23 protein-coding genes are annotated in these 21,730 nt (G+C 68.4%); 10 read left to right on the top strand and 13 right to left on the bottom strand.

Annotation, left to right across the window (positions count from 1 at the left end; genetic code table 11):
- Positions 1-204 precede the first annotated feature (204 nt).
- Together eutC and P2Q00_RS35940 are read right to left on the bottom strand one after the other, a co-directional pair.
- Positions 205-960, bottom strand: a complete 756-nt coding sequence (eutC, locus tag P2Q00_RS35935; protein WP_275778149.1) for an ethanolamine ammonia-lyase subunit EutC — start codon at positions 958-960, stop codon at positions 205-207.
- Positions 957-2,351: an ethanolamine ammonia-lyase subunit EutB gene (locus tag P2Q00_RS35940; protein ID WP_275778150.1), complete on the bottom strand. Its 1,395-nt coding sequence runs from the start codon at positions 2,349-2,351 to the stop codon at positions 957-959. The genes eutC and P2Q00_RS35940 overlap by 4 nt, the downstream gene beginning before the upstream one ends.
- A gap of 181 nt (positions 2,352-2,532) precedes the next feature.
- On the opposite strand from P2Q00_RS35940, the gene P2Q00_RS35945 reads away from it, so the two are divergent.
- The 3 genes from P2Q00_RS35945 (at position 2,533) to P2Q00_RS35955 (ending at position 7,394) form a co-directional block, all read left to right on the top strand.
- Complete coding sequence (locus P2Q00_RS35945; RefSeq protein ID WP_275778152.1) at positions 2,533-4,044, top strand: APC family permease; 1,512 nt, start codon at positions 2,533-2,535, stop codon at positions 4,042-4,044.
- A gap of 181 nt (positions 4,045-4,225) precedes the next feature.
- The gene (locus P2Q00_RS35950; protein ID WP_338059376.1) at positions 4,226-5,035 is read left to right on the top strand and encodes a DUF6801 domain-containing protein; all 810 of its coding nucleotides are present in this window, start codon (positions 4,226-4,228) and stop codon (positions 5,033-5,035) included.
- Between the two features lies 1 nt (position 5,036).
- Complete coding sequence (locus tag P2Q00_RS35955; protein WP_275778155.1) at positions 5,037-7,394, top strand: NACHT domain-containing protein; 2,358 nt, start codon at positions 5,037-5,039, stop codon at positions 7,392-7,394.
- On the opposite strand, the gene P2Q00_RS35960 is transcribed toward P2Q00_RS35955, so the two are convergent.
- On the bottom strand, positions 7,321-7,812 hold the full coding sequence (locus P2Q00_RS35960; RefSeq protein WP_275778157.1) for a GbsR/MarR family transcriptional regulator: 492 nt from the start codon (positions 7,810-7,812) through the stop codon (positions 7,321-7,323). The two genes, P2Q00_RS35955 and P2Q00_RS35960, sit on opposite strands and share 74 nt — an antisense overlap.
- A 74-nt stretch (positions 7,813-7,886) precedes the next feature.
- Here P2Q00_RS35960 and P2Q00_RS35965 point away from each other — a divergent pair, with 74 nt between their 5' ends.
- Entirely contained in the window at positions 7,887-8,792 is a 906-nt protein-coding gene (locus P2Q00_RS35965) for an ABC transporter ATP-binding protein (protein ID WP_275778159.1), read from the top strand.
- Positions 8,789-10,390 (top strand): ABC transporter permease, encoded by a 1,602-nt coding sequence (locus P2Q00_RS35970; protein WP_275778161.1) that lies wholly within the window; start codon positions 8,789-8,791, stop codon positions 10,388-10,390. Before P2Q00_RS35965 ends, P2Q00_RS35970 begins: the two co-directional genes overlap by 4 nt.
- Positions 10,391-10,400: 10 nt before the next feature.
- On the opposite strand, the gene P2Q00_RS35975 is transcribed toward P2Q00_RS35970, so the two are convergent.
- Both P2Q00_RS35975 and P2Q00_RS35980 read right to left on the bottom strand, forming a co-directional pair.
- Positions 10,401-10,997: a Uma2 family endonuclease gene (locus P2Q00_RS35975; protein WP_275778163.1), complete on the bottom strand. Its 597-nt coding sequence runs from the start codon at positions 10,995-10,997 to the stop codon at positions 10,401-10,403.
- A gap of 87 nt (positions 10,998-11,084) precedes the next feature.
- Positions 11,085-12,290 carry a cytochrome P450 gene (locus tag P2Q00_RS35980; RefSeq protein ID WP_275778165.1) on the bottom strand — a complete coding sequence of 402 codons (1,206 nt, stop codon included), beginning with the start codon at positions 12,288-12,290 and terminating at the stop codon, positions 11,085-11,087.
- A 129-nt stretch (positions 12,291-12,419) separates the two neighbouring features.
- On the opposite strand from P2Q00_RS35980, the gene P2Q00_RS35985 reads away from it, so the two are divergent.
- Together P2Q00_RS35985 and P2Q00_RS35990 are read left to right on the top strand one after the other, a co-directional pair.
- The gene (locus P2Q00_RS35985; RefSeq protein ID WP_275778166.1) at positions 12,420-13,163 is read left to right on the top strand and encodes a GntR family transcriptional regulator; all 744 of its coding nucleotides are present in this window, start codon (positions 12,420-12,422) and stop codon (positions 13,161-13,163) included.
- Positions 13,164-14,429, top strand: coding sequence for an MFS transporter (locus P2Q00_RS35990; protein WP_275778168.1), 1,266 nt, complete (start codon positions 13,164-13,166; stop codon positions 14,427-14,429).
- Positions 14,430-14,521: 92 nt separating this feature from the next.
- Here P2Q00_RS35990 and P2Q00_RS35995 read toward each other — a convergent pair whose 3' ends face one another.
- The 8 genes from P2Q00_RS35995 to P2Q00_RS36035 all read right to left on the bottom strand — a co-directional run bounded on the left by P2Q00_RS35995 (position 14,522) and on the right by P2Q00_RS36035 (position 19,787).
- Entirely contained in the window at positions 14,522-14,989 is a 468-nt protein-coding gene (locus P2Q00_RS35995; protein ID WP_275778170.1) for a hypothetical protein, read from the bottom strand.
- A 94-nt stretch (positions 14,990-15,083) separates the two neighbouring features.
- Complete coding sequence (locus P2Q00_RS36000; RefSeq protein WP_275778171.1) at positions 15,084-15,308, bottom strand: DUF397 domain-containing protein; 225 nt, start codon at positions 15,306-15,308, stop codon at positions 15,084-15,086.
- A 486-nt stretch (positions 15,309-15,794) separates the two neighbouring features.
- Positions 15,795-16,652 carry a helix-turn-helix domain-containing protein gene (locus tag P2Q00_RS36005; protein ID WP_275778172.1) on the bottom strand — a complete coding sequence of 286 codons (858 nt, stop codon included), beginning with the start codon at positions 16,650-16,652 and terminating at the stop codon, positions 15,795-15,797.
- The gene (locus P2Q00_RS36010; protein WP_275778174.1) at positions 16,636-17,172 is read right to left on the bottom strand and encodes a DUF6879 family protein; all 537 of its coding nucleotides are present in this window, start codon (positions 17,170-17,172) and stop codon (positions 16,636-16,638) included. Before P2Q00_RS36010 ends, P2Q00_RS36005 begins: the two co-directional genes overlap by 17 nt.
- Positions 17,173-17,217: 45 nt before the next feature.
- A protein-coding gene (locus P2Q00_RS51185) for an IS630 family transposase (RefSeq protein WP_425579556.1) occupies positions 17,218-18,290 on the bottom strand; the annotation gives its coding sequence in 2 pieces (ribosomal slippage) (positions 17,218-17,844 and positions 17,847-18,290; 1,071 coding nt in all).
- Positions 18,291-18,322: 32 nt separating this feature from the next.
- Positions 18,323-18,553: a hypothetical protein gene (locus P2Q00_RS36025; RefSeq protein WP_275778180.1), complete on the bottom strand. Its 231-nt coding sequence runs from the start codon at positions 18,551-18,553 to the stop codon at positions 18,323-18,325.
- Positions 18,554-18,750: 197 nt separating this feature from the next.
- Complete coding sequence (locus P2Q00_RS36030; protein WP_275778181.1) at positions 18,751-18,936, bottom strand: DUF397 domain-containing protein; 186 nt, start codon at positions 18,934-18,936, stop codon at positions 18,751-18,753.
- Positions 18,936-19,787 (bottom strand): helix-turn-helix domain-containing protein, encoded by an 852-nt coding sequence (locus P2Q00_RS36035; RefSeq protein WP_275778183.1) that lies wholly within the window; start codon positions 19,785-19,787, stop codon positions 18,936-18,938. Before P2Q00_RS36035 ends, P2Q00_RS36030 begins: the two co-directional genes overlap by 1 nt.
- Before the next feature lie 217 nt (positions 19,788-20,004).
- Between P2Q00_RS36035 and P2Q00_RS36040 the strand changes: the two genes are divergently transcribed.
- The 3 genes from P2Q00_RS36040 to P2Q00_RS36050 are packed head-to-tail and all read left to right on the top strand — an operon-like array spanning position 20,005 to position 21,724.
- The gene (locus P2Q00_RS36040; protein WP_275778184.1) at positions 20,005-20,418 is read left to right on the top strand and encodes an ATP-binding protein; all 414 of its coding nucleotides are present in this window, start codon (positions 20,005-20,007) and stop codon (positions 20,416-20,418) included.
- A 53-nt stretch (positions 20,419-20,471) separates the two neighbouring features.
- The gene (locus P2Q00_RS36045) at positions 20,472-20,975 is read left to right on the top strand and encodes a hypothetical protein (protein ID WP_275778186.1); all 504 of its coding nucleotides are present in this window, start codon (positions 20,472-20,474) and stop codon (positions 20,973-20,975) included.
- 53 nt (positions 20,976-21,028) lie between these two features.
- A complete protein-coding gene (locus P2Q00_RS36050; protein ID WP_275778187.1) occupies positions 21,029-21,724 on the top strand; it encodes a class I SAM-dependent methyltransferase in 696 nt (231 codons plus the stop codon).
- The last annotated feature ends 6 nt before the right edge of the window (positions 21,725-21,730 follow it).

The following is a 21,730-nucleotide window of genomic DNA, read 5'->3' on the forward strand; positions in this document are numbered from 1 at the left end:
ACGGGCCCAGGGCGCGAACGGGCCCAGGGCGCGAACGGGCCCAGGGCGCGAACGGGCCCAGGGCGCGAACGGGCCCAGGGCGCGAACGGGCCCAGGGCGCGAACGGGCCCAGGGCGCGAACGGGCCCGGGAAGCTGCACCGTGCCATGCCTCGCTCAGGCCAGGGTCCGGGAAACTGCACCGGGCCGTGCCTCGCTGAGGCCCGCTACCTCGGCAGCGCCTCCGACTCGTCCTTCAGCGCCACGCCCGTGACCCCCAACTCCCGCCCCCTCCCCATCAACCCCGCCAACTTCCCCGCCGCCCCCTCGTACGTCAGCCCCAGCGGCGGCCGGATGTTGCTCAGGCAGTTCCGGTCGGCGTCCGTCGTCACCCCCGGGGTCGGCCGGTACGTCAGGTACGCGCCCAGGGAGTCCGCCGCCGACATGCCGGGGCGTTCGCCGACCAGGACGACGACCATCGTCGCCCCCATCGCGTGGGCGATGTCGTCGCCGAGGGCCACTCGGGCCTGTTCGGCCAGGACGACCGGGGCGATCGACCAGGACGGCAGCCGGGCCGCCGTCTCCCGCACTACCGCCGCCGCATGCTCGTGCACCGCCCGGCTGGACAGCCCGTCGGCGACGACGAAGACGACGTCCCAGTCCCCGGCGGGGAGGTGTGCGCGGTCCGTGGGGTGCAGGCGGCGGCCCAGGTCGGGGCGCTGGAGGTAGGTGAGCCGGTCGCCGGCGGCGCTGCGGACCCGTACCGTGGGCATCCCCGCCAGCCCCGCCGCGACCGCGTCCGGCTCGAACGGCGAGTGCACCGCGTCCCGGGCGGCCGCGTGCGCGGTCTGGAGGTCGAGGCGGTGGCGGGTGGGGAGCCCGGAGCCGGCGCGGCCGAGGCCGATACGGGCCTGGGTGTGCCGGCGCATTGCGGCCCACAGCGCCAAGTCATCCGTGACTACTGCTACTTGACGATCAGTCATGCTGCCAGCTCCCTTCCGATCGCCGTCAGGGGATGGGCCCCCGACGCGCCCGATACGTCCTTGATCGACCCGCTCTCGTCCAGCAGCCCGATCGACCCCAGCCACGCCTCGAACTCCGGCGCCGGGCGCAGCCCCAGCACCTCGCGCAGGTACAACGCGTCGTGGTACGAGGCCGATTGGTAATTCAGCATGATGTCGTCGCCGCCCGGAGTGCAGATCACGAAGGACGCGCCCGCGACGCCGAGCATCGTCAGCATGGTCGCGACGTCGTCGTCATCGGCGTCCGCGTGGTTCGTGTAGCAGATGTCCAGGCCCATGGGGAGGCCGAGCAGCTTGCCGCAGAAGTGGTCCTCCAGGGCGGCGCGGAGGATCTGGCGGCCGTCGTAGAGGTACTCCGGGCCTATGAAGCCCACCACCGTGTTCACGAGCAGCGGGTCGTAGCGGCGGGCGACCGCGTATGCCCGTGCCTCCACCGTCTGCTGGTCCACGCCGTGGTGCGCGTCCGCGGAGAGGGCGCTGCCCTGGCCGGTCTCGAAGTACATGACGTTGCTGCCGACGGTGCCGCGGTCGAGCCCGCGTGCCGCCTCGTACGCCTCGTCCAGCAGGCCCAGCGTCACCCCGAAGGAGGCGTTCGCGGCCTGGGTGCCCGCGATGGACTGGAAGACCAGGTCCACCGGTGCGCCGCGCTCCATCAGGTCGACGCTCGTCGTGACATGGCACAGGACGCAGGACTGGGTGGGGATGGAGTAGCGGTCGATCACTCCGTCCAGCAGCTCCAGCAGATCCCGTACCGCCTTCGGGCTGTCCGTCGCCGGGTTGATGCCGATCACCGCGTCGCCGGAGCCGAGCAGCAGGCCGTCCAGGAGCGCGGCCGCGACTCCCGCCGGGTCGTCGGTGGGGTGGTTGGGCTGCAGGCGCGTGGCCAGCCGGCCCGGCAGGCCGATCGTCGAGCGGAAGGCGGTGACCACCTGCACCTTGCGGGCGACGGCCACCAGGTCCGCGTTCCCCATCAGCTTCGAGACCGCCGCGACCATCTCCGGCGTCAGCCCGGGCGCCACCGCCGCCAGGGCCGCCGTGTCCGCCGCCAGCAGCCACTCCCGGAGCTCCCCGACCGTCATCCCGGCGACCGGCGCGAAGGCGCCCGCGTCGTGGGTGTCGAGGATCAGCCGGGTCACGTCGTCGGTCTCGTACGGGATCAACGGCTCGGTCAGGAAGGTCGCGAGAGGCACCTCCGTCAGGGCCCAGCGCGCCGCGACCCGCTCCTGGGCGCTCGCGGCGGCCAGCCCCGCCAGCCGGTCGCCGGAGCGTTCCGGGCTCGCGGCGGCCAGCAGGCGCGCGAGGGAGTCGAAGCGGTACCGGTGGCCGCCGAGGGTGGAGGAGTACGAGCTCATGGCGGCGACCGTACGAGCCGCGTGTTGCCGACAGATTGCATCAGATTGCGTCGGAGTTCTAAAGGTCTGGTTGACAAACATTTAACGCGCCGACACCCTTGACCGACTCATTCGGGCTACAGAGTTCCGGTCCAGTGCACCAACTGCGCCACAGCGGATCACCAGGAGAGGGGCCACCCCGATGGCAGTGGATGAGGGCGTCGCCCCGGCGACGAAAACAGACGGCGAAGGCACGGTTCACCGGCTCAAGCCCAACGCGGTCGGCCTGCTCGGCGTGGTCTTCATGGCCGTCGCGACCGCCGCCCCGATCACCGCGATGACGGGCAACGTGCCCTTCATGGTGTCGTCCGGCAACGGCATCGGCGCCCCCGCGAGCTATCTCGTCGCAATGGTCGTCCTGGCAATCTTTTCCATCGGATTCACCTCGATGGCGAAGCACATCACGTCGACGGGCGCCTTCTACGGCTTCATCTCCTACGGCCTCGGACGCACAGCGGGGCTGGCGTCGGGACTGCTCGCCACCTTCGCGTACGCCGTGTTCGAGCCGGCGCTGATCGGCATCTTCTCGGTCTTCGCCACCGGAACCCTCAAGGACCAGACGGGACTTGACGTCCCGTGGTGGGCCTGCGCGCTGCTGATGCTCGCCGTCAACGCGACGGGCACCTGGTTCGGCATCTCGGTCGCCGAGAAGCTCCTCGTGGTCCTGCTCGGCACCGAGGTGACCGTCCTCGCGGCCATGGCGATCTCGGTCGCCCTGCACGGCGGCGGCCCGCACGGCTTCACCTTCGGCCCCGTCAACCCGATCAACGCCTTCAAGGGCACGTCCGCGGGCCTCGGTCTCTTCTTCGCCTTCTGGTCGTGGGTCGGCTTCGAGTCGACGGCGATGTACGGCGAGGAGTCCCGCGACCCGAAGAAGATCATCCCCAAGGCGACGATGATCTCGGTCCTCGGCGTCGGCGTCTTCTACGTCTTCGTCTCCTGGATGGCCATCATCGGCAACGGCGAGACCGAGGCCGTCAAGGTCGCCTCGTCGGCGAACCCGCTCGCCCTCTTCTTCAACCCCACCGAGCACTACGTCGGCCACTGGGCGGTCGACCTCATGCAGTGGCTGATGATCACCGGCTCGCTCGCCTGCGGCATGGCCTTCCACAACTGCGCCGCCCGCTACATGTACGCGCTGGGCCGCGAGGGAGTCCTCCCCTCCCTGAAGAACACCATCGGCCGCACCCACCCCCGGCACGGCTCCCCGCACATCGCGGGCCTGGTGCAGACGGTGGTGAGCGCCGTACTGATCGTCGCGTTCTGGGCCACCAGCAAGGACCCGGCCAACGCCCTCTACGTCCTGCTCGCCATCCTCGGCACGATGGCGATCCTGATCGTGCAGGCGGTGTGCTCGTTCGCGGTGCTGGTGTACTTCCGCAAGAACCACCCCGAGAGCCGGCACTGGTTCAGGACCTTCACCGCCCCGCTCGTCGGCGGCATCGCGATGCTTGCGGTGGTGGTGCTGCTGGTGTCCAACATGAACGTCGCGGCCGGCTCGGAGTCCGGGTCGCTGCTGCTGAAGGCTACGCCGTGGCTGGTGGGGTTGGTTGCCGCGCTGGGCGTCGGGTATGCGCAGTACCTCAAGCGGCGGTCGCCGGAGCGGTACGCGCTGCTCGGGCGCACAGTGTTGGAAGAGACCAAGGAGCGCTGAGCGCTCCACCAGGCAGTGATTGATCTGCGGGTCGGTGGGGGCTGGTCGCGCAGTTCCCCGCGCCCCTTCAGGGCGCTACCGAACCGGCGTTGGGAAAAGTGCCGTAGAAGATACGGGGGAGCCGTGTAGGGCTCCGGTGGTCCTCTGGTGTCGGCGGGGCAGGCTTCGTAACCTGCGAAGTATGGTCGCTGACTTAGCCTTCGCCTGCTTACGGCGGCGCATTGCCGGGTGTGTCACGGCAGTTGCTCTGTTCGGAAGTGCCGGGCTGTTCGGAGCCGGGGCCGCTGCGGCGGCTCCGGCTCCGGTGTCTCTGCGTTACACCTGCACTTTCCCGTTCATCCTCGGCCAGCCGATGACCGCGTCGGTGGTGTGGCCCGCCCCGGCCGCCATCGGGGTCGGACAGGTCTCCCCGCAGTTGAAGGTCGATGCCACGGCGACCGTCGGCCACAAGGTCACCGATTCGCTGAAGCTCATCCACGCGGAGACCGTCGAGGGCACGGCGGATGTGCACGCCGTCGTGGCGGCGCCGGGGGGCGACATCACGAAGACCGTGACGCTCACGGTGGCCAGGACGCGGGTCCCCGACTCCGGCCCGCTGACCGTCCACGCGGTCGGGGTCCTGCCGCCGCTCGTCTTCGGCGAGCCGGGAGCGGCAAGCATTGTGGTCGGCGGGATCGACATGCACTTCAGGAGCCCCACTGCCACGCCGATCAACAGCATGAACGGGCCCTGCGACCTGAACTCCGGGCAGGACGGTGTGCTGGCGAGGTTCACCGTCGTGTCCTCGACGACCGGCCCCCGGGCGGAGGGCGGACCCGCACAGGCTGCCCCCTCCCCCTCCGTGCCGGCTCCCCCCGCTGCCGCGAGCAGCGGCTGGGACTTCACCGTCCCGCTGTTCACGCTCACCGCGCTCCTGGCCGTGATCGCGGGCGTGGTCGGCCTGGTCTGGTGGGGCTGGACCCGGCGGCGCCCGCAGAACCGGGGTGGATGAGGTGGCCCCCGACGGCAGGGACGCCGAGCCGCCCGGACCCGGCGACGGCACTCCCGAGCCCGGGGTGCGCAGCGAGGTCAGCGGCGGGAACTTCTACGGACCCGTGTTCATGGGGGGAGAGTTCGAGGGGGTGAAGGTCGGCAGCCAGGCGGTGCAGCCGCCGGGGAGCGGACCCGCACCGCGGCACGACCAGGACGACCAGCACGACGAACTCACCGAGACCACCGAACTCACCGACGCCACCGAGAAGTTCGCCGATGCCGTAAGGAACCGCTGGAAGGTCGAGAAGAAGCGGCGCTGGGTGGAGCACCCGGATCCGGGCCTGCTGCCCGTCCGTTGGACCGTGGCGCACACGCTCATGGACCACTGGGCGAACGTCCACGGCACCCCGGACGACGACACGGCCGGGCCGGTGGACCTGGAGCAGCACCCGGGAGACATCGCCACGACCTACGGGAGGGTCCCCTCCGGCCGTCTGGTGGTGCTGGGCGAGGCGGGCTCGGGGAAGACCGTCCTTGGCCTGCGACTCGTGCTGGATCTGCTGCAGCTGCGTGCGCACGGCGACCCCGTTCCGGAGATCTTCAGCCTGGGGTCGTGGGACCCCCGGGCGGAGACACTGGCGGAGTGGCTGCGCGACCGTCTGAGCCGTGACACACCGGGCATGGACACCATGACCCGCGAGGGGACGACGGTCGCCGAAGCCCTGATCGAGAAGGGACTGGTACTGCCCGTCCTGGACGGATTCGACGAGATGGCCGACGGCCTGGAAGCCGACGCCCTCGACCAACTCTCCCGCTTCCCGGGGCACTTGGTCCTCACCAGCCGTACCGGACCGTATGCCGCCGCGATCGGCGACACCGGAGGCCCGACCAGAGGCCCCACCAGAGGCCTCAAACGCGCCGCCGCGATCGAACTGACCGCTCTCACCCCGGCCGACGCGAAGAAGTTCCTGACCCTCGGCAGCGCCCCGGCCGTCGAGCCCGAATGGGACCAGGTCCTGGCCAGGCTGCGCGACGCGCCCAGCACCCGGACCGGCAAGAGCCTGCGCGAGGCACTGACCACCCCGCTGATGATCTCCCTCGCCCGTGACGTCTACGGCGAGAGAGCGAGCACGGGGGACGAGAATCGGAACGGGAACGGGAACGGGGACGGGAGCGAGCACGGCGGCCCGCCGCGCAGCCCCAGGGATCTGCTCCGGTTCCGCTCCCGGAAAGCCGTCGAAGAACATCTGCTGAGCAGCTTCGTCCCGTCCGCCTACCGCCGGCGCGCCGGCGACCCGGACGCACCGCCCCGCGGCTGGACGTCGCAGCGGGCCCAGCGCTGGCTCGGGTATCTCGCCGCCCATCTGGACGGCAGGCGCGACCTGGCCTGGTGGGAGATCGGCACGTCGATCGGTCTTCCGGCGCGCACCGCCGTGATCTCGTTCCTGGCGGCGCTCTCCTTCGCGGTGACGACCGCGGTCGGCAACCTTCCCGTGGACCTGCTCGGCACATCACACGGACTCGGCTTCGCGATCCGGCGCGGCCTGGTCGTGGGGACGCTGCACGGCCTCGTGTTCGGGCTGGTGCTCGGTTACGTCTACCGCCGCGCCGACAGCAGCACGGGCGACCTGTTGAGGCCGCGTCCCGTGAGGGTCCACTTCTTCCGGCGGGACCGGGAGCCGGACAAGGCGTTCTCCCACAAGGTGGTGGGAGGGACCCTGCTCGGCTTCTTCATCGCCCTCGCCATCGTGCTCGTCGACAGGCTCCTGCTGCCGCCGCTCGCCCTGGACGACGGGCTGGGCGGCAACCTCGTGTCCGCGGCCGAGTTCCCGCTGACCGTCGGGCTCTCTGCGGGGGCGGCGATGGCGGTCATCGCCTGGCTGGAGACCCCCATCACCTGGCAGACCTCCGTCAGCTGCGCCGACCTGCTGCGGCAGAGCCGCGCGAACGTCGTCTCCCATCTCCTCGTCTGGGCACTCGTCGTCGGCCTGGTCGCGGGACTGGGTGCCACCTTCACCGAACCACCCCTGCGCAGCCTCCAGCTCGGGCTGGTCTTCGGCATCGAGGGCGCCTTCTGCGCCGGCCTCGCCTACGGTCTCTGCCTCACCGCCTGGGGCCAGTGGGTGGCCCTCGCCCGCATCTGGCTCCCGCTGACCGGCCGTCTGCCCTGGCGGCTGGTCGCGTTCCTGGAGGACGCGTGCGAGCGGGACGTACTGCGCCGGTCGGGGGCGGTGTACCAGTTCCGGCATGCCCGGCTCCAGGACCACCTGGCGGGCTACGGCCCAAGCGCGCCGGGAGCCGGCGTCAGCCCGCCCCGAAGGTCTTCTCCCGGTGCACGCGCCACCGCTCCATCATGGTCGCGACCTCGGCCTCGATGAACTCGAAGAAGGCGAGCGTCTCGGCCATGCGCCGCCCGGCGGGCGTATCGACGCCGAGACTGCTCACGCCTTCCCGCAGAGCCGCCTCCCACCGCTTGATGAGGGCCTCGCGGTTGGTCAGGGCCTCGTACCACTGATCGCCGTGCACCCGGTAGCGCTCCCGGCGCGAGCCGGGCTCCCGCTCGCGCGACACCATGTGCGTCATGGTCAGATAGCGCACCGCGCCGGAGACGGCCGCGGGACTGATCTGCAGCTGTTCGCCCAGCTCGGCGGAGGTCATCGAACCCTCGTCGGAGGAGAGCAGGGCGGCGAAGACCCGGGCGGGCATGCGCTGCATCCCGGCCTCGACCAGCTGCGCCGCGAAACTCTCCACGAACTTCGAGACCGCCTCCGGGTCACGCCCCACCGCATCCGTCATGGTCACCACCCTAGCCGGGCTTCACACGCTTCCTTAACTTCACAAATTTCTGAAAGAAGCGTACGTTCAGAAGCATGACGAAGGCAATCACGGTCGCCGGGCTCCACAAATCCTTCGGCCGCACCCACGCCCTGGACGGCCTCGACCTGGACGTCGAGACCGGCGAGGTCCACGGCTTCCTCGGCCCGAACGGCGCCGGCAAGTCCACCACCATCCGCGTCCTGCTCGGCCTGCTGCGCGCCGACTCAGGAGCCGCGCAGGTGCTGGGCCGCGACCCGTGGCAGGACGCGGTGGAGGTGCACCGCCGGATCGCGTACGTCCCCGGGGACGTGACGCTGTGGCGGAACCTGTCGGGCGGTGAGGTCATCGACCTCTACGGCCGTCTGCGCGGCGGCGGCCTGGACCCGGCCCGCCGGGCCGACCTGATCGAGCGCTTCGAACTGGACCCCACCAAGAAGGGCCGCACGTACTCGAAGGGCAACCGCCAGAAGGTCGCCCTGGTCGCCGCCTTCGCCTCGGACGTGGACCTGCTGATCCTGGACGAGCCGACGTCGGGCCTGGACCCGCTGATGGAGGAGGTCTTCCAGCGCTGCGTGGAGGAGGAGCGGGACAGGGGAAGGACGATCCTGCTCTCGTCCCACATCCTCAGCGAGGTCGAGGAACTCTGCGACCGCGTGAGCATCATCCGCAAGGGCCGCACGGTCGAGTCCGGCTCGCTCGCCGACCTGCGCCACCTGACGCGGACGAGCGTGACGGCCGAACTGGCGGGCACGCCCAACGGGTTGACGCACCTGCCCGGCGTCCACGACCTCGACGTACAGGGAAAGCGGGTCCGGCTCCAGGTCGACACGGACAAACTCGACGCCGTACTGCGGCAGTTGAGCGAGTCGGGCGTACGGTCGCTGACGTCGACGCCGCCGACGTTGGAGGAGCTGTTCCTCCGCCACTACCAGAACGACGAGGCGGCGACCCGACGATGACGACGACGCTCGCGCCACCGAGGCCAGCCAGCCGCCAACTGGCAGGCACGACAACCCTGTTGCGCTTCGCCCTGCGCCGCGACCGCGTGCTGATCCCGGTCTGGGTCGGTGTGAACGCGCTCATGGTCCTCTCCATGCCGAACACGCTGAAGAACCTCTACGGCACCCTGGCCGAGCGCACCGATCTGATCCACCAGGTGGCGACCAACGCCTCGTTCCGCGCGCTGATCGGCCCGGTCTTCGACACGTCGATCGGCGCACTGACGGCCTGGCGCGTCGGCGTGTACGCCGGTGGGCTCGCCGCGGCGATGAGCCTGATGACCGTCGTACGGCACACCCGGGACGAGGAGGAGAGCGGCCGCCAGGAGCTGGTGGCGTCCGGAATGGTGGGCCGCCGCGCCTCGCTGACGGCGGCCCTGCTGGCGGCGGGGGTCGCAAATGCCGTACTGGCGTTGCTGGTTGCGGCCGGGCTTGCGGGTCAGGGAGCCGTGGGCGCCCTGGCCTTCGGTCTCGGTCTTGCCGCCGTCGGCATGGTCTTCGCGACGATGGCGGCGATCGTCGCGCAGCTGACGGAGAGCGCGCGGCTGGCCCGTGGCCTGACGGCGGGCGTCCTGGGCGCAGCGTTCGTCCTGCGCGCGGCCGGCGACGCGTCGACCGCCAACGGCTCCTCGCTCCTGACCTGGCTCTCCCCCCTCGGCTGGCTGGAGAACCTGCGCCCGTACGCCGGCGAACGCTGGTGGGTGCTCCTGCTGTTCACGGCGGCGGTGGCCCTCCAGGCCGCGGTGGCCTACGCCCTCGCAGGCCGCCGGGACATGGGCATGAGCTTCCTGCCGACGCGCCCCGGCCCGGCGACCGGCCGCCTCCGCACGGCGGGCGCACTGGCCTGGCGGCTGCAACGGGGCGGCGTCCTGGGCTGGTCGCTCGGCTACTTCCTCGTCGGCGTCGTCTACGGCGGCCTGACGGACGGCGTGGCCGACCTGGTCGGCGACAACAAGAACGCCCGCCAGATCTTCGAACGGATGGGAGGCCACAGCGGTTTGACGGACTCCTTCCTGGCGTCGATGGTCGGCATGCTGGGCCTGATCGCGGCGCTGTATGTCGTGTCGTCCGTGCTCCGGCTGAACGGCGAGGAGACCTCGGGCCGGGCGGAGCCGCTGCTGGCCAACGCGGTGGGCCGCCTGCGCTGGGCCGCAGGCCACCTGACGATCGCCTTCGGCGGCTCGGTCCTCATCATGCTGCTGACCGGCCTCGGCTTCGCCGTCGGCTACGGCAAGGAGATCGGGCCGATCCTCGGGGCATGCCTGGTGCAGGTGGCCGGGGTGTGGGTGATCGGCGGGCTGGCGGTACTGCTGTACGGCGTGCTGCCGCGGGCGGCAATGGCGGCGTGGGGCGTCGCGGGCGCGGTCCTGCTGATCGGCTGGGTCGGACCGGCCCTGAACGCACCGCAGGCGGTACTGGACCTGTCCCCCTTCGGCCATCTGCCCAAGTTGCCGGGCGGAGAGATGAATTGGGGCCCGGTACTGGTCCTTCTCGGACTGGCGGCGACGCTGGTGGCAGTAGGCCTGGCGGGTCTGCGACGGCGGGACGTGACGGGCTGAGGGGGAGCGATCAGTCGACGTACTGCTTGAGATCCTCGGTGTCGAGTTCGATGCCGACGGGGTCGGGGAGGGTGACCTTTCCGCCGAGCCTGACGACATGGATGTCCCGGTAGCCGTCCTCCGGGTCCGGGTCGCTGTGCACGAGGATCGACAGGCTGTCTCGGTCGATCAGCAAATACACGGGGATGCCCGCTTCCGCGTACGCGCGGGGTTTCTCCACACGGTCACGGTTATGGGTGTCCGAGTCGTACGACGTGATCTCGACGGCCATCAGCACGCCATCGGGCTCGGCCCAGTCGCCCCGGCCATTGAAGTAGCCCACCGGTGCGAGCAGGGCGTCAGGCCGGGCACGCCCCTTGCGGTATGCCTCGACCTTCAGCCCTTGGTTCACCGTGTAGAGCGTGAGGTCCGGCCGCGCCGCCTTGCACTGGAAGACCAACCACATGGCGATCTCGCCGTGGCTGCCGTTCGTCGCCTTCTTGACCCCGATCCGTCCGCCGATGAACTCGAAGCTGACGGTCTCGTCCTCACGAGCGGCGAATTCGGCGATCCGCTCGAATGTGTCCACCGACAACTGAGACGACGCACGTTCTGCCATAACCGTCATGGTGCCTCCCTTCGCAGGCAGGCACCAGCGTGACGAGTCGCTCGCGTCCATCGCCCGCAATCGTCCAGTGATCATCCGAACGGGTGATCAGCCCACCTCCACGCTCAACCCGTCCAGCCCCCGGATCACAAAGTTCGGCTTCCGCTCCGGCTCCGTGGCCAGGCTCAGGGCCGGGGCCTTCTCCAGTAGCGCCGCCATGGACGCGGCCAGCTCGATACGGGCCAGCGGTGCGCCGATGCAGTAATGGATTCCGGCGGAGAAGGAGATGTGCGGGTTCTCCCTGCGGGTGAGGTCGAGGCGCTCGGGGTCGCGGAACACCTCGGGATCGTGGTTGGCGGACCCGAAGAGCAAGGCGACCTCCGCGCCCCGTGGAATCGTCGTACCGTCGATCTCAATCTCGTCCAGCACCCACCGCTCGAAGAGCTGGAGCGGAGTGTCGTAGCGCATGAGCTCTTCGATCGCGGCGGGGATCAGGGAGTGATCGGCGCGCAGAGCGGCCAACTGCTCCGGGTTGCGGAAGAGGGCGTACCAACCGTTGACGGTGGCGTTGACCGTGGCCTCGTGCCCCGCGTTCAGCAGCAGCACACAGGTCGAGATCATCTCCTGCTCGGTGAGCCGGTCGCCCTCGTCGTGGGCGGCGATGAGCCCGGAGATGAGATCGTCCCCCGGCTCTTTACGGCGCTCGGCGATCAGCTCACGCAGATAGTCGGAGAACTCGACCGACGCACGGACCGCCTTGGCCGCGACGTCCTCCGGCGGGTTCAGCTCGTACATCCCGCAGATGTCGGCCGACCAGGGGCGGAGCGGGGCCCGATCGGCCTCGGGAATGCCCAGCATCTCGGCGATGACGGCGACGGGGAGGGGTTCGGCGACATCGGTGAGCAGGTCGCCGCCGCCCTTCTCGACGAGCCGGTCCACAAGCTCCCCGGCGAGGTTGCTCACGTACGGCTTGAGCTGCTCGACGGTCCGCGGCGTGAACGCCTTCGAGACCAGCCGCCGGATGCGGGTGTGGTCCGGCGGCTCCAGATCCAGCATCCCGTGGTCATTGAGCGTGTGGAACGGCTCGTGCGCGTCAGGCGGCGCCGTCCGCCCGAAGTCCTCATGCGTGAAACGGTGCTGGTACGTCCGCCCGAGGCGCCGCTCCCGCAGCAGCGCCGATACGTCGGCGTGGTGCGGGACGAGCCACTGGTTCGTGGCCTCGAAGTAGTGCACGCGGCCCTTGGCACGCAGCTCGGCATAGGCGGGGTAGGGGTCGGCGAGGAACGCCGGGTCCCACGGATCGAAGGCTGCCATGCACGGACGTTAGACGGTCGATCCCCGTCCTGACCAGGGGGGACATGTTTCTGCTGCAGTAGCTTTCGCCGGGTGCATTAGCTTTCCCACTCCGCCCGTGATCACCGACCACCGACCGGAGAGCCGCACATGCCCCGACAGGCGCCCTACCTTGCCGTGGCCGAGGCGCTGCGCACACGGATTCTCGCCGGAGAGTGGGAGATCGGTGAGCGTCTGCCGTCCCGGGCGCGGCTCGCCGAGGAGTACGGGGTCGGTCGCAACGTCACCCAGAGGGCCGTGGACCTCTTGATCGGCAACGGTCTCCTCGAAGGGCGCACGGGTTCGGGCACCTACGTGCGCGTGCAGCGCGAACGCCTGCGGATGGTCCGCTCGCGGCACGGCTCCCCCTCGCTCGCGGCCGCACGGGAGCGAGGCAGGGCCGGTGCGTGGGACTCACACAGCCAGGTACGCGTCCCCGCGCCGGGGGACATAGCCGAGCGGCTCGCCATCAGCCCCGGCGACCTGTGTGTCACCACGCACTACGAGTTCCTCGCCGACGGGCAGCCCGTCCAGCTCTCCGCGTCCTGGGAGCCGATGGCCATCACGGGAGGAACGCCGATCGTCCTGCCGGAGAGGGGCCCGCTGGCTGGCAAGGGCGTGGTCGAGCGCATGCGTTCCATCGGTGTGGACGTCGCATCCGTAATCGAACTGCCGCGTCCGGCCCGTGCCAGTCAGGAACAGGCGAACCTGCTCGGGATCGGCGCCGGCGATCTGGTGCTCCAGATCGAACGGACCATCTACGACACCGCCGCCCGCCCGGTGGAAACCGCCGACATCGTCATTCCGGACGTACGCCGGGAAGTGGCCTACGAGTTCGGAGTGGACCGCCCGTAAATGACGCGTATGCATCTGTCACCGCGGCTCGGACTCCTGCGCGATCCGGACTTCGGGCGCCTCTTCGCCGCCACCGCCCTAGGGCAACTGGGCGACCGCATCATCTTCCTCTCACTCCCCCTGGTCGCCATCCTGGCGTTGCACGCCGACGAGTTCCAGGTCGGACTGCTGACCGCGATGACCACGGCAGGCTCGCTCCTGGTCGGTCTGCCGGCGGGCGCGTGGGTGGACCGTATGCGCAAACGGTCGGTGATGATCAGCACTGATCTGGCGCGGGCGCTGGTCCTCGGGACGATACCGGTGGCGTGGTGGGCGGGCCTTCTGACGATCTGGTGGCTCTACGCCGTCGCCCTGGTCCATGGGGTTCTGACCGTCTTCTTCGACATCGCGTACGTCAGCTACCTGCCGCACTTGGTGGGACGAGGACACCTTGTCGAGGGGAACTCGAAACTCGCGGCCATACGCTCCGTGACCAGCATCAGCGGACCGGCCATGGCGGGGCCGTTGGTCGGCTGGGCCGGAGCCCCCGCGACGCTGTTGGTGAGTTCGGCGGGGATGGCCATGTCGGGCGTACTCGCGATCGGCATCCGTAGCCGCGAGCGGAAGCCGGAGTCGGGGCCGAAGCCAGGTGAACGGCCCCGGCTGGGTCGGGACATCAAGGAGGGAGTGAGGTTCGCCCTCGGACACCCCGTCCTGCGCGCAACCATCCTGGGAGACGCGATATTCAACCTCTCCCTGGTCATGTACCAGACCATGCTGCTGGTCTTCCTGGCCCGGAAACTGAACCTGGACTCCTCCGGGATCGGCCTCGTTCTGTCGGGAATGGGGTGCGGTGCATTGCTCGGTGCCCTGACCGCAACCGCACTCTCGCGGCGGGTCGGACAGGGCGCGGTCATCTGGCTCGCGTCACTGGTCACCTGCCCGCTGACGGTCCTGATGCCGCTGGCACGACCGGGTTGGAGCCTGTACGCGGCCGCGCTCGGACTCTCGTGCCTTTCCCTGGGGGGAGTCGTCCGCGTGGTGGCTCAGTCGAGCCTCCAGCAGACCCTCACCCCCGACCGCCTCCTGGGCCGGATGAACGCGACAGCACGATTCGTCTCCTGGGGCGGCATCCCGCTGGGCGGCCTGCTGGGCGGAGCGTCGGGCTCGGCCTTCGGGGCGACGGCGACGTTGTGGATCGGTGCGGCGGGCATGACGCTGAGCGTCCTGCCGAGCTATCTGTCTCCGCTCAGAACGAGGTTCCAGAACGGTCGAGTTCGCGCTTGAGGTGGTCGACTTCGTTCTGCTGGCCTCCGTCACCGGGCGCAGATGGGCTGCGGCCGTGCCAACCTCCGGGCTGTCGTGGTCCGCTGCCTCAACTAGCGGACAGGGCAGGCAAGTTCAGGCCTCGAGCGATTCGGGGAACACGTCACCAGTGCCAGATGTAGATACGAGGAATGTTCAAGGTAGAAGCCCTGCGACACATCCGTGCCGGACTCCAACTGATCAGCAGCCGAGTCGACGAGCCTGGCCAGACGGGTGGTGTCACGGTCTCCCTTCGAGGCGAACCGGGACACGTACCCCGCCAGCTGCTCCCCGAGCCAGGCCGCCGCTTCCTTCGCCTCGTCCCATGTGCCGCGCACCAGTGAACGCGGCTTGATGAGCCAGTACGCCGTCTCCAGCGGCGGCAGATCGACGGTCGGGAACTCCGCTGCAACTTCCCGGTAGCGCTGGATCAGTTCCGGCCTGCTTCCGGCCGGTGGTGGCTCTGGATGAGGGGGCCGCCGTAGGGCCTCCTGATCGAAGCGCTCTTTCGCCCCGATCCACAGATAGCCGTGATGGTGCACCAGTCGTTTCCGTTCGGGATGTTGGGAGTTGCGCAGGCCAGACGGCCCAACCCATTGGAGGAGGTGAGAGGTAGGGCCGACTGGTGGGGGACGGTCAGACAGAGGCGCCGAACCGCGCCGGGTCGATCCCGGCCGCGTCCAGCTCCGCCCTGGTGAACCGGAGCGGCTGTGCCTCCGGCCGCTTGCTGTCACCGAGGGCCCAGGCGTCCTCACCGATCCGGGCGAGGGTCACACACCCCTCGGTGCAAGGGCCGCCGCACGCTTTCACGAACGAGGCCCCGTCGATGTCGAGCGCGTACAGGTCATTTCCGTTCAGCATTACTGCACCTTCCTGCTCAACTGGTCACGGCCATTACTGACCGCCGCCGCCCATGTCAGGCGGGAGTTCAGGGAGAGGAGGCGGAGCCCTCAACTCTCGGAGCCCTTACCTCGTTCCGTGCAGCGCCGGCACTCGCAAGGCGGCCAAACGGTCGTGGGCAGGGGCGAAAGATCGTCCGTCGTGAACACGGCCCGCTACGGTCCCCAGGTCCCAGTTGCCTTCTTGCCGCTCATGAGCTGTGCGCAAGTGAGTGGTGACGCCGCATCTCCACATTTTTGTCGGAGACGGCGCTGAAGTCATGTCCGGAACGGGCATTCTCACGGGCTACCGACAGCGACAGGCAATCAGGACAACCAGGAAACGCTGAAGGCTCGCGAGTCAACTCGGTGAGGCAAGTTCCTTCGGGGAGAAGGATTCCAGATGCCGAAGTTTTCCGTTCACTCTCCATGAACCCATCATGAGCCCTCAAAGAACCACTGTGGAGCCCTATTCGCGTTGACGCATAAAGCCGTGAGCGGCCTGTTCCAGGAAGGCAGAAGAGTCGTCTCCGGTCAGCGCGTGCGACCAGAAGAGGTCGAACAAGCCAAGGTGCTGCGTTATGTCCCGGGGGTCACGCAATACGACTTCACCGGAGAACAGTTCGACTGTCACAAGGCGGTCGTCATAGACCACGAAGATGTTCATAGGGGTGCCGGCAACCTGCACCCCCTGGGGGATTATCCCGATCTCGACGTTGGGTTTCCTGTTGACCTCAGCCATGTGTGAGCACTGGGCCGCCATGGCATCAACGCTCGCCCGTTGCCACTTGACGGCTTGCTCGGTCATCAGGAACCAGAAGGAGCGCGACGAGTCGTCCAGGACGGCCTGACGGTCCATTCGGGCTTGTACGGCCCGGGCAACATCCCTGGCCGGGTCGCTGCTCACAGTGGGGGACAGGGTCTCGACGGCGTACTCACGCACATGCAACAGACCAGTGGGGATGGCAGGCAGGAAGTGCCGCATCACCCGGGACGAAGACTCATGGGCTTTCAGTTCGGCTTGCTTGTGATACAGGCCAACGCGCGCATATGCGCGCCAAGATGCGTAATCGACATTGGCTCGGCGTGCCAGTCGAAGAAGCTCATCTGCTACCTCGCCAGGTACGGCAAGGGCCTTCAGGATGCGCTCAACATCGATGACCGTCGGCAGAGCACGGCCCGTTTCAATACGACTGATCTTCGTCTGGCTCATGTTGCAGCGCAGCGCCAGGCGTTCGCCGCTCAGACCGGAAGCGAGACGGAGACCCCGAAGGGCCTCCGCCAAATCCTTCCGGTCCCGTGCTTTTGCCTCAGGTTCGATAGACACTGAACGGTAGGGCACTTTCTAGCGCGAGATCCCGCCACGCGAGATACTTGCCGATTTTCGGCTCTTGGATCAGTTCCCGATGGATCTGCGTTCCGTCGGGTCGGTAGTCGAGATGCACCACGGTTGATTCGTCGAACAGCCAGAAATCCTGCTCCGGAAGTCCAGGATTGGGTCGATCCGTCAAATCAACTATTTGATAGTCCTCCCCGGCCGCGACATTTCCGGGGATGCACCACTCGAAGAGATACCGGCTGTACGGCGTCAGCGGCCGACGCACGACCTTGGCTCGGGTCATCGTCCGACCGGCCGCCGCATGGTCACGAATGGTCTGGTGCCACGGCGCGTTGAAGTCCTCCGGCATCGAGGCACCGGCCAGGAAGTCCCGGACCGTCTCAGCCTCCGCAGGCATGGTGTAGATCTGGTGGACCTCCAGCCGAAACGCTGAGCGCTTGAAGTCACGGAAGTACGCCTGCCACTCGTCGCCGTCCAACAGGACAGGACTAGAGCCATCCACGGGCACGGGCCGCCTCCTTCAGGATGTCCTCAGGGATTACTGAGCCTGAACTCATGATGTCGTTGGGGTGAGTGACAGTCCGGTGCCAGCGAGGCATCCGTCGATGAGGCGAGGGCGGTACTGGATCTTCCTCATTCCGTGGCGGATGGTCTGGATGAGGTGCTCGGGGGTGGTGAAGGCGGTGTTGGACAGCCAGCCGCGCCGCAGCAGGGACCAGATGCCCTCGACCGGGTTGAGGTCGGGTGCGTAGGAGGGCAGCTGGTAGACGGTCAGCCAGGCCTGCCGGGCGATGAACTGCCGCATTCCGTAGGCGAGATGGACGTTCAGGTTGTCCCAGACGAGCACGATCGGCCCGCCGAGCTGCTGATGCGCGGTGATGAGCAAGTCGCGGTAGTCGGTCCAGGCGAAGCTCTTGCGCCCCTCGCGTCGGCCGTCGTCACGGCGCGGCCGATAGATCAGCCGGGAGCGTTCACCAGGCTTGTAGCAGGTCAGGGCAGCGATGGAGATCCGGCGGCGAGAACGGCCGCGAACCCGGATTACTGGGGTGTGGCCGCGTCTGGCCCAGGTGCGGGCGGTCGGCGGCGTCATCGAGAAGCCGGACTCGTCTTCGAAGACGATCCAGGCGTCGAGCGCCGCCGCGGTCCTTCCACCTGCGGCCAGGTCTCCTTCACCCAGCCGCAGATCGCCTCCTCGTCGCGTTCGACGGCTCTCCTTGCCGGGATCTGGCAGGAGAAGCCGTGCCGGATCAGCAGCTTGCGCACCCCTTGCAGGGTGTAGCTCTTGTGGAACCGACGGCCGATCACCGTCTTGATCCTCGACAGCGTCCACCGCTGATCAGGCCAGCCGTGTGCAACCGGCCCCTTGGCCAACTCCGCCTCCAGCTGCACGAACTGGGCCTCACTCAGCCGCGGCGGCGAGGCCGAACCCGCCGACCGAAGTGCCCGAGGTCCGCCCTTGTCCCAGGTCCGCCGCCACCGCTGCACCGACCGGACGCTGACCCGTAACTCCTTCGCGATCGCCGAACTCGGCTCACCCCCAGCGAACCGCTCGGCCGCCCTCAACCGGATCCCCTCACGGAACTGCCGGCGCTCGTCCGACAGACCGCCGCCCTGCGCATACCTCATAAGAGACGGCGTACCGCGAGGATCAAGCCCTGTCAGCAGCTACGACAACCCGAGTTCAAGCTCAGTAGTACGACCGACTCACCGTCCGGCGTCGGGTGTGCCACGTCGTAGCCCTGGACGGCGAGCATGCCGGGCTCCGGCGTGGTGTACACGGTGGGGCAGTCCCCGTTCCCGCACTTGTCGTCGTCGCCACTCCTGCACGGCCCGCCGGCGATGATCCGCAGTTCGTCCACTGAGCCCCCTCCAGTCTGTGTGGTGAGCACGCTACGGACCGTCTTACCCCCGTCTCAAGGATGCCCGCCGTCTAGTCACGTAGTCGCATAGAACGGTAGGCGTGAGTCACCGGCGTACCCGCTCTGAGCAGCGCTGACAGGGGGCTGGTCACATGCCCGACGCATGACCGGCAGCGGCCGAGAACGGCAGACCTCACGTCACCGGAACCGGGGAGCCCTGGGCACGCTCATGGTGCGGGCTTGTGTGCCTTGATGTGGTCGATGAGGGCGGTGAAGGCGGGGGTGGGGAAGGAGAGGGTGGCGCGGGTGGGGAACTTGGAGTCGCGGATGGCTATGCGGGTGGGGAGGGGGGCGATCTCGACGCAGGTGTTTCCGTCGCCGCCGCCGGAGTAGGAGGACTTGCGCCAGTTCATCAGAGTTCCTTCGCCAACCGGTGAATGAAGTCCCGCGACGCCACAGGGTCGAGCGACGCCATCTCCACCTTACGGAGAAGAGTTCGAAGCTGCTTCAACTGAGGTTCTGCGTCGATGAAGGCCGTCCCGGTGGGGGAGTCCCGGAGTGCAGTGTCCAGTCGAGGGACCGGCCCATTGATGTACATCATCGACGCTTCAGCCCCAGCAAAGCCGTCCTGATCGGTGGGGATCACGCGTACGGTGACGTGCCCCTGCTCGATCTGGTGCAGGATTGCCCGGAGTTGGGCGAGCGATGTCTGACGGTCCGCTACTCGGACACGTAGAGCGAACTCGTGGATGATCGTCTCGTACGGGGTGGGGGTGTCCCCCTCGACAACCCCACGTCGCCTCATCCGATGCTCCACCCGGGGGTTCAACTCGCTCTCCGGCAGGCCCGGCATCATGTACGTGTACACCGCGCGGGCGTAGTCGGCCGTCTGCAGCAGGCCAGGTACGTGGGTGATCACAACCTCGCGCAGGAACATCGCGTGGTGCTCCGCCTCGGCGGTATCCAGGAATACCGGCGGCAGCACTCCCCGGTATTCCTCCCACCAGCCACGCGTCCGGTCGGTAGCCATCGCCACCAATGCGTTGATCAACGCCTCGTCTGTGCAGGTGTAGTGAGCCGCGAGGCGCCGAACCCGCTCCTCGCTGGCACCGGAGAGGCCCAGCTCCACCTGGCTTATCTGGGCCGAGGTCGAATTCAGCAGCTCGGCCACCTCACGCGCCTTCAGTCCGGCCGCCTCCCGCAGGCGACGCAGCTCGATGCCCAGCCGCACTTGCCGCGCAGTGGCGTGACTCCTCGGCGCCATGCGTCCTCCTCAACAGCCCTTCACTGATGCCTCGTTCGGGCGTCAGGCTACGCCAACCAGTTGCGCGAGGAGTAATTACTCCTCTACCGTCGGTGACGCGACGCACACGCTGCGAAACCCGGGGCACCGGAAGCGCACCGCTCCGTCCTGCCGTGACGGACGCGGCACTGCCACCGGCAGCCTCCATCAACTCCCCAACCCCACACAGGAGTTACGCATGCCCGAAACCGAACCGTCCTCCTGGGAGTACACCCTCTCCATCCCCAACGACCCCCGCGCCGTCACTGTCTGCCGCCGCACCCTCCGGCTGATTCTGACCCTGCACGGCCTGATCAGCCTCGCCGACACTGCGGAGCTCCTCGCGGCGGAGCTGATCTCCAACGCCGTACTGCACACGAAGGGCCCCGCCACTCTCCGCGTCCGCTACTCCCCCGGTGTACTCCGCCTCGGCGCATGGGACGCGAACCCCGAGCCGCCCGACCCGCCACGCGCGTTTGACCACCTCACCGATGCCGAAACCGGCCGCGGCCTCGCCCTGGTCCGCGCCTGCGCCGACGTATGGGGCTGGCAACCGCAGTCCAGAAACGGCAACCGCGGCAAGTACGTCTGGTGCGAACTGACCGCGGCATGAGCCACCTCCCACCCATAGGCACTATCGGCGAACTCCGTGCCAGACTTGCAGGCATGCACCGCGCTGGATCTGGTGATCGTGCACGCGAGCTGGAAGAGCGCCTCTATCAGAGAACGATTCAGGCATTCCGCGAGGGCCGTCTGGTGATCTACTCTCTGCGCTCTGCCTGGCAGACACCCTGCGCGCTCGGCGAGTTCCACGAGGTGAACGGGGCGTGGCAGTCCGCAATGCTCGTCTACGGCCCATGGGACACCGGCCAGGAGCACACGCGCATAACCACATGGCGCGATCTTCCTGGCCAGGAATTCCACCCTGATGCCCTGCCGCTGACACAGGCCTCTCCCCCGCAGGACATCCAAGTCAGGATCGACGATCGGCTCACCCCCGCCACTCTTCGCCGCGATCCCGAAACATGGGAGCTGTGGACCGCCATCGATGAACACAAGATCCTGTTGACCGGCCGCGGACCGCTCGGAGACTTGACGCTCGCGAAACTCGACGACATCGTCCCCGTCATCGCTGCGCGTCGGACCCGTATAGAGAACCGTCGGCGATAGGTCGGTGCGTCGACTCAATGGACACCGGCCACTCCGCCCTCCCGAGGAAGTTCATGCCCCACGCCCCCATGACACCGGCCGAGTACTGGGACAAGTACAAGCCCTACAACGGTGAGGGCACCCAACCGCCGCCCCAGGCCCACCGGTTCGACTGGACGCAGTACCCCGGACACGGTCCCGGCGCCGAAGTCCTCGGTCACCCCCTTCGCGCTCTGGAGCTCGGGCCGGCGGAAGGCAAGGAGGCCGCTCACCTGGCCCGCCATGGTGTTGAGGTGACCGGGGTCGACTTCTCCTCCACCCAGGTCGAGCGCGCCCGCGCATGGTGGAAGGACACCCCCGGGTTGTCCTTCGTCCATGACGAGGCTTGCGCCTACCTCACCTCGGCCTCCACCACCCCGTACGACGCGATCTATTCGGTGTGGGGGGCCGTGTGGTTCACGGACCCCGAGGACCTGTTCCCATGTGTCCTCAAGAGGCTGGCTCCCGGCAGCGTCTTCGCGTTCTCTCAGGCCGAACCAGTCGTTGGTTCGTACGGCCCCCAACAGATGCGGGGCAAGTGGCTCGAAGGCCGTGAGCGCGAACTGACCGTGCTTCGCTGGCAGTACGCCCCCGAGACGTGGGTGGGCATCCTCGAACGGCACGGCTTCACCGACATCGACGCCCGCGTCCTCAAGGCCCCGGAACCGGGGAACCTGGGCACCCTTCTGGTGCGCGCCCACTCACCTTCGACGAGTTCTGACGCCGAGTAGTCCGCG

The organism is Streptomyces coacervatus (genome assembly GCF_029223485.1).
GTDB lineage: Bacteria > Actinomycetota > Actinomycetes > Streptomycetales > Streptomycetaceae > Streptomyces > Streptomyces coacervatus.

What these genes read in the sequence shown, in the direction of transcription:
- eutC (WP_275778149.1), bottom strand. Translation starts at nt 960, where the DNA reads ATGACTGATCGTCAAGTAGCAGTAGTCACGGATGACTTGGCGCTGTGG.
- P2Q00_RS35940 (WP_275778150.1), bottom strand. Translation starts at nt 2,351, where the DNA reads ATGAGCTCGTACTCCTCCACCCTCGGCGGCCACCGGTACCGCTTCGAC.
- P2Q00_RS35945 (WP_275778152.1), top strand. Translation starts at nt 2,533, where the DNA reads ATGGCAGTGGATGAGGGCGTCGCCCCGGCGACGAAAACAGACGGCGAA.
- P2Q00_RS35950 (WP_338059376.1), top strand. Translation starts at nt 4,226, where the DNA reads ATGGTCGCTGACTTAGCCTTCGCCTGCTTACGGCGGCGCATTGCCGGG.
- P2Q00_RS35960 (WP_275778157.1), bottom strand. Translation starts at nt 7,812, where the DNA reads ATGACGGATGCGGTGGGGCGTGACCCGGAGGCGGTCTCGAAGTTCGTG.
- P2Q00_RS35965 (WP_275778159.1), top strand. Translation starts at nt 7,887, where the DNA reads ATGACGAAGGCAATCACGGTCGCCGGGCTCCACAAATCCTTCGGCCGC.
- P2Q00_RS35970 (WP_275778161.1), top strand. Translation starts at nt 8,789, where the DNA reads ATGACGACGACGCTCGCGCCACCGAGGCCAGCCAGCCGCCAACTGGCA.
- P2Q00_RS35975 (WP_275778163.1), bottom strand. Translation starts at nt 10,997, where the DNA reads ATGACGGTTATGGCAGAACGTGCGTCGTCTCAGTTGTCGGTGGACACA.
- P2Q00_RS35980 (WP_275778165.1), bottom strand. Translation starts at nt 12,290, where the DNA reads ATGGCAGCCTTCGATCCGTGGGACCCGGCGTTCCTCGCCGACCCCTAC.
- P2Q00_RS35985 (WP_275778166.1), top strand. Translation starts at nt 12,420, where the DNA reads ATGCCCCGACAGGCGCCCTACCTTGCCGTGGCCGAGGCGCTGCGCACA.
- P2Q00_RS35990 (WP_275778168.1), top strand. Translation starts at nt 13,164, where the DNA reads ATGACGCGTATGCATCTGTCACCGCGGCTCGGACTCCTGCGCGATCCG.
- P2Q00_RS36000 (WP_275778171.1), bottom strand. Translation starts at nt 15,308, where the DNA reads ATGCTGAACGGAAATGACCTGTACGCGCTCGACATCGACGGGGCCTCG.
- P2Q00_RS36030 (WP_275778181.1), bottom strand. Translation starts at nt 18,936, where the DNA reads ATGAACTGGCGCAAGTCCTCCTACTCCGGCGGCGGCGACGGAAACACC.
- P2Q00_RS36035 (WP_275778183.1), bottom strand. Translation starts at nt 19,787, where the DNA reads ATGGCGCCGAGGAGTCACGCCACTGCGCGGCAAGTGCGGCTGGGCATC.
- P2Q00_RS36040 (WP_275778184.1), top strand. Translation starts at nt 20,005, where the DNA reads ATGCCCGAAACCGAACCGTCCTCCTGGGAGTACACCCTCTCCATCCCC.
- P2Q00_RS36045 (WP_275778186.1), top strand. Translation starts at nt 20,472, where the DNA reads ATGCACCGCGCTGGATCTGGTGATCGTGCACGCGAGCTGGAAGAGCGC.
- P2Q00_RS36050 (WP_275778187.1), top strand. Translation starts at nt 21,029, where the DNA reads ATGCCCCACGCCCCCATGACACCGGCCGAGTACTGGGACAAGTACAAG.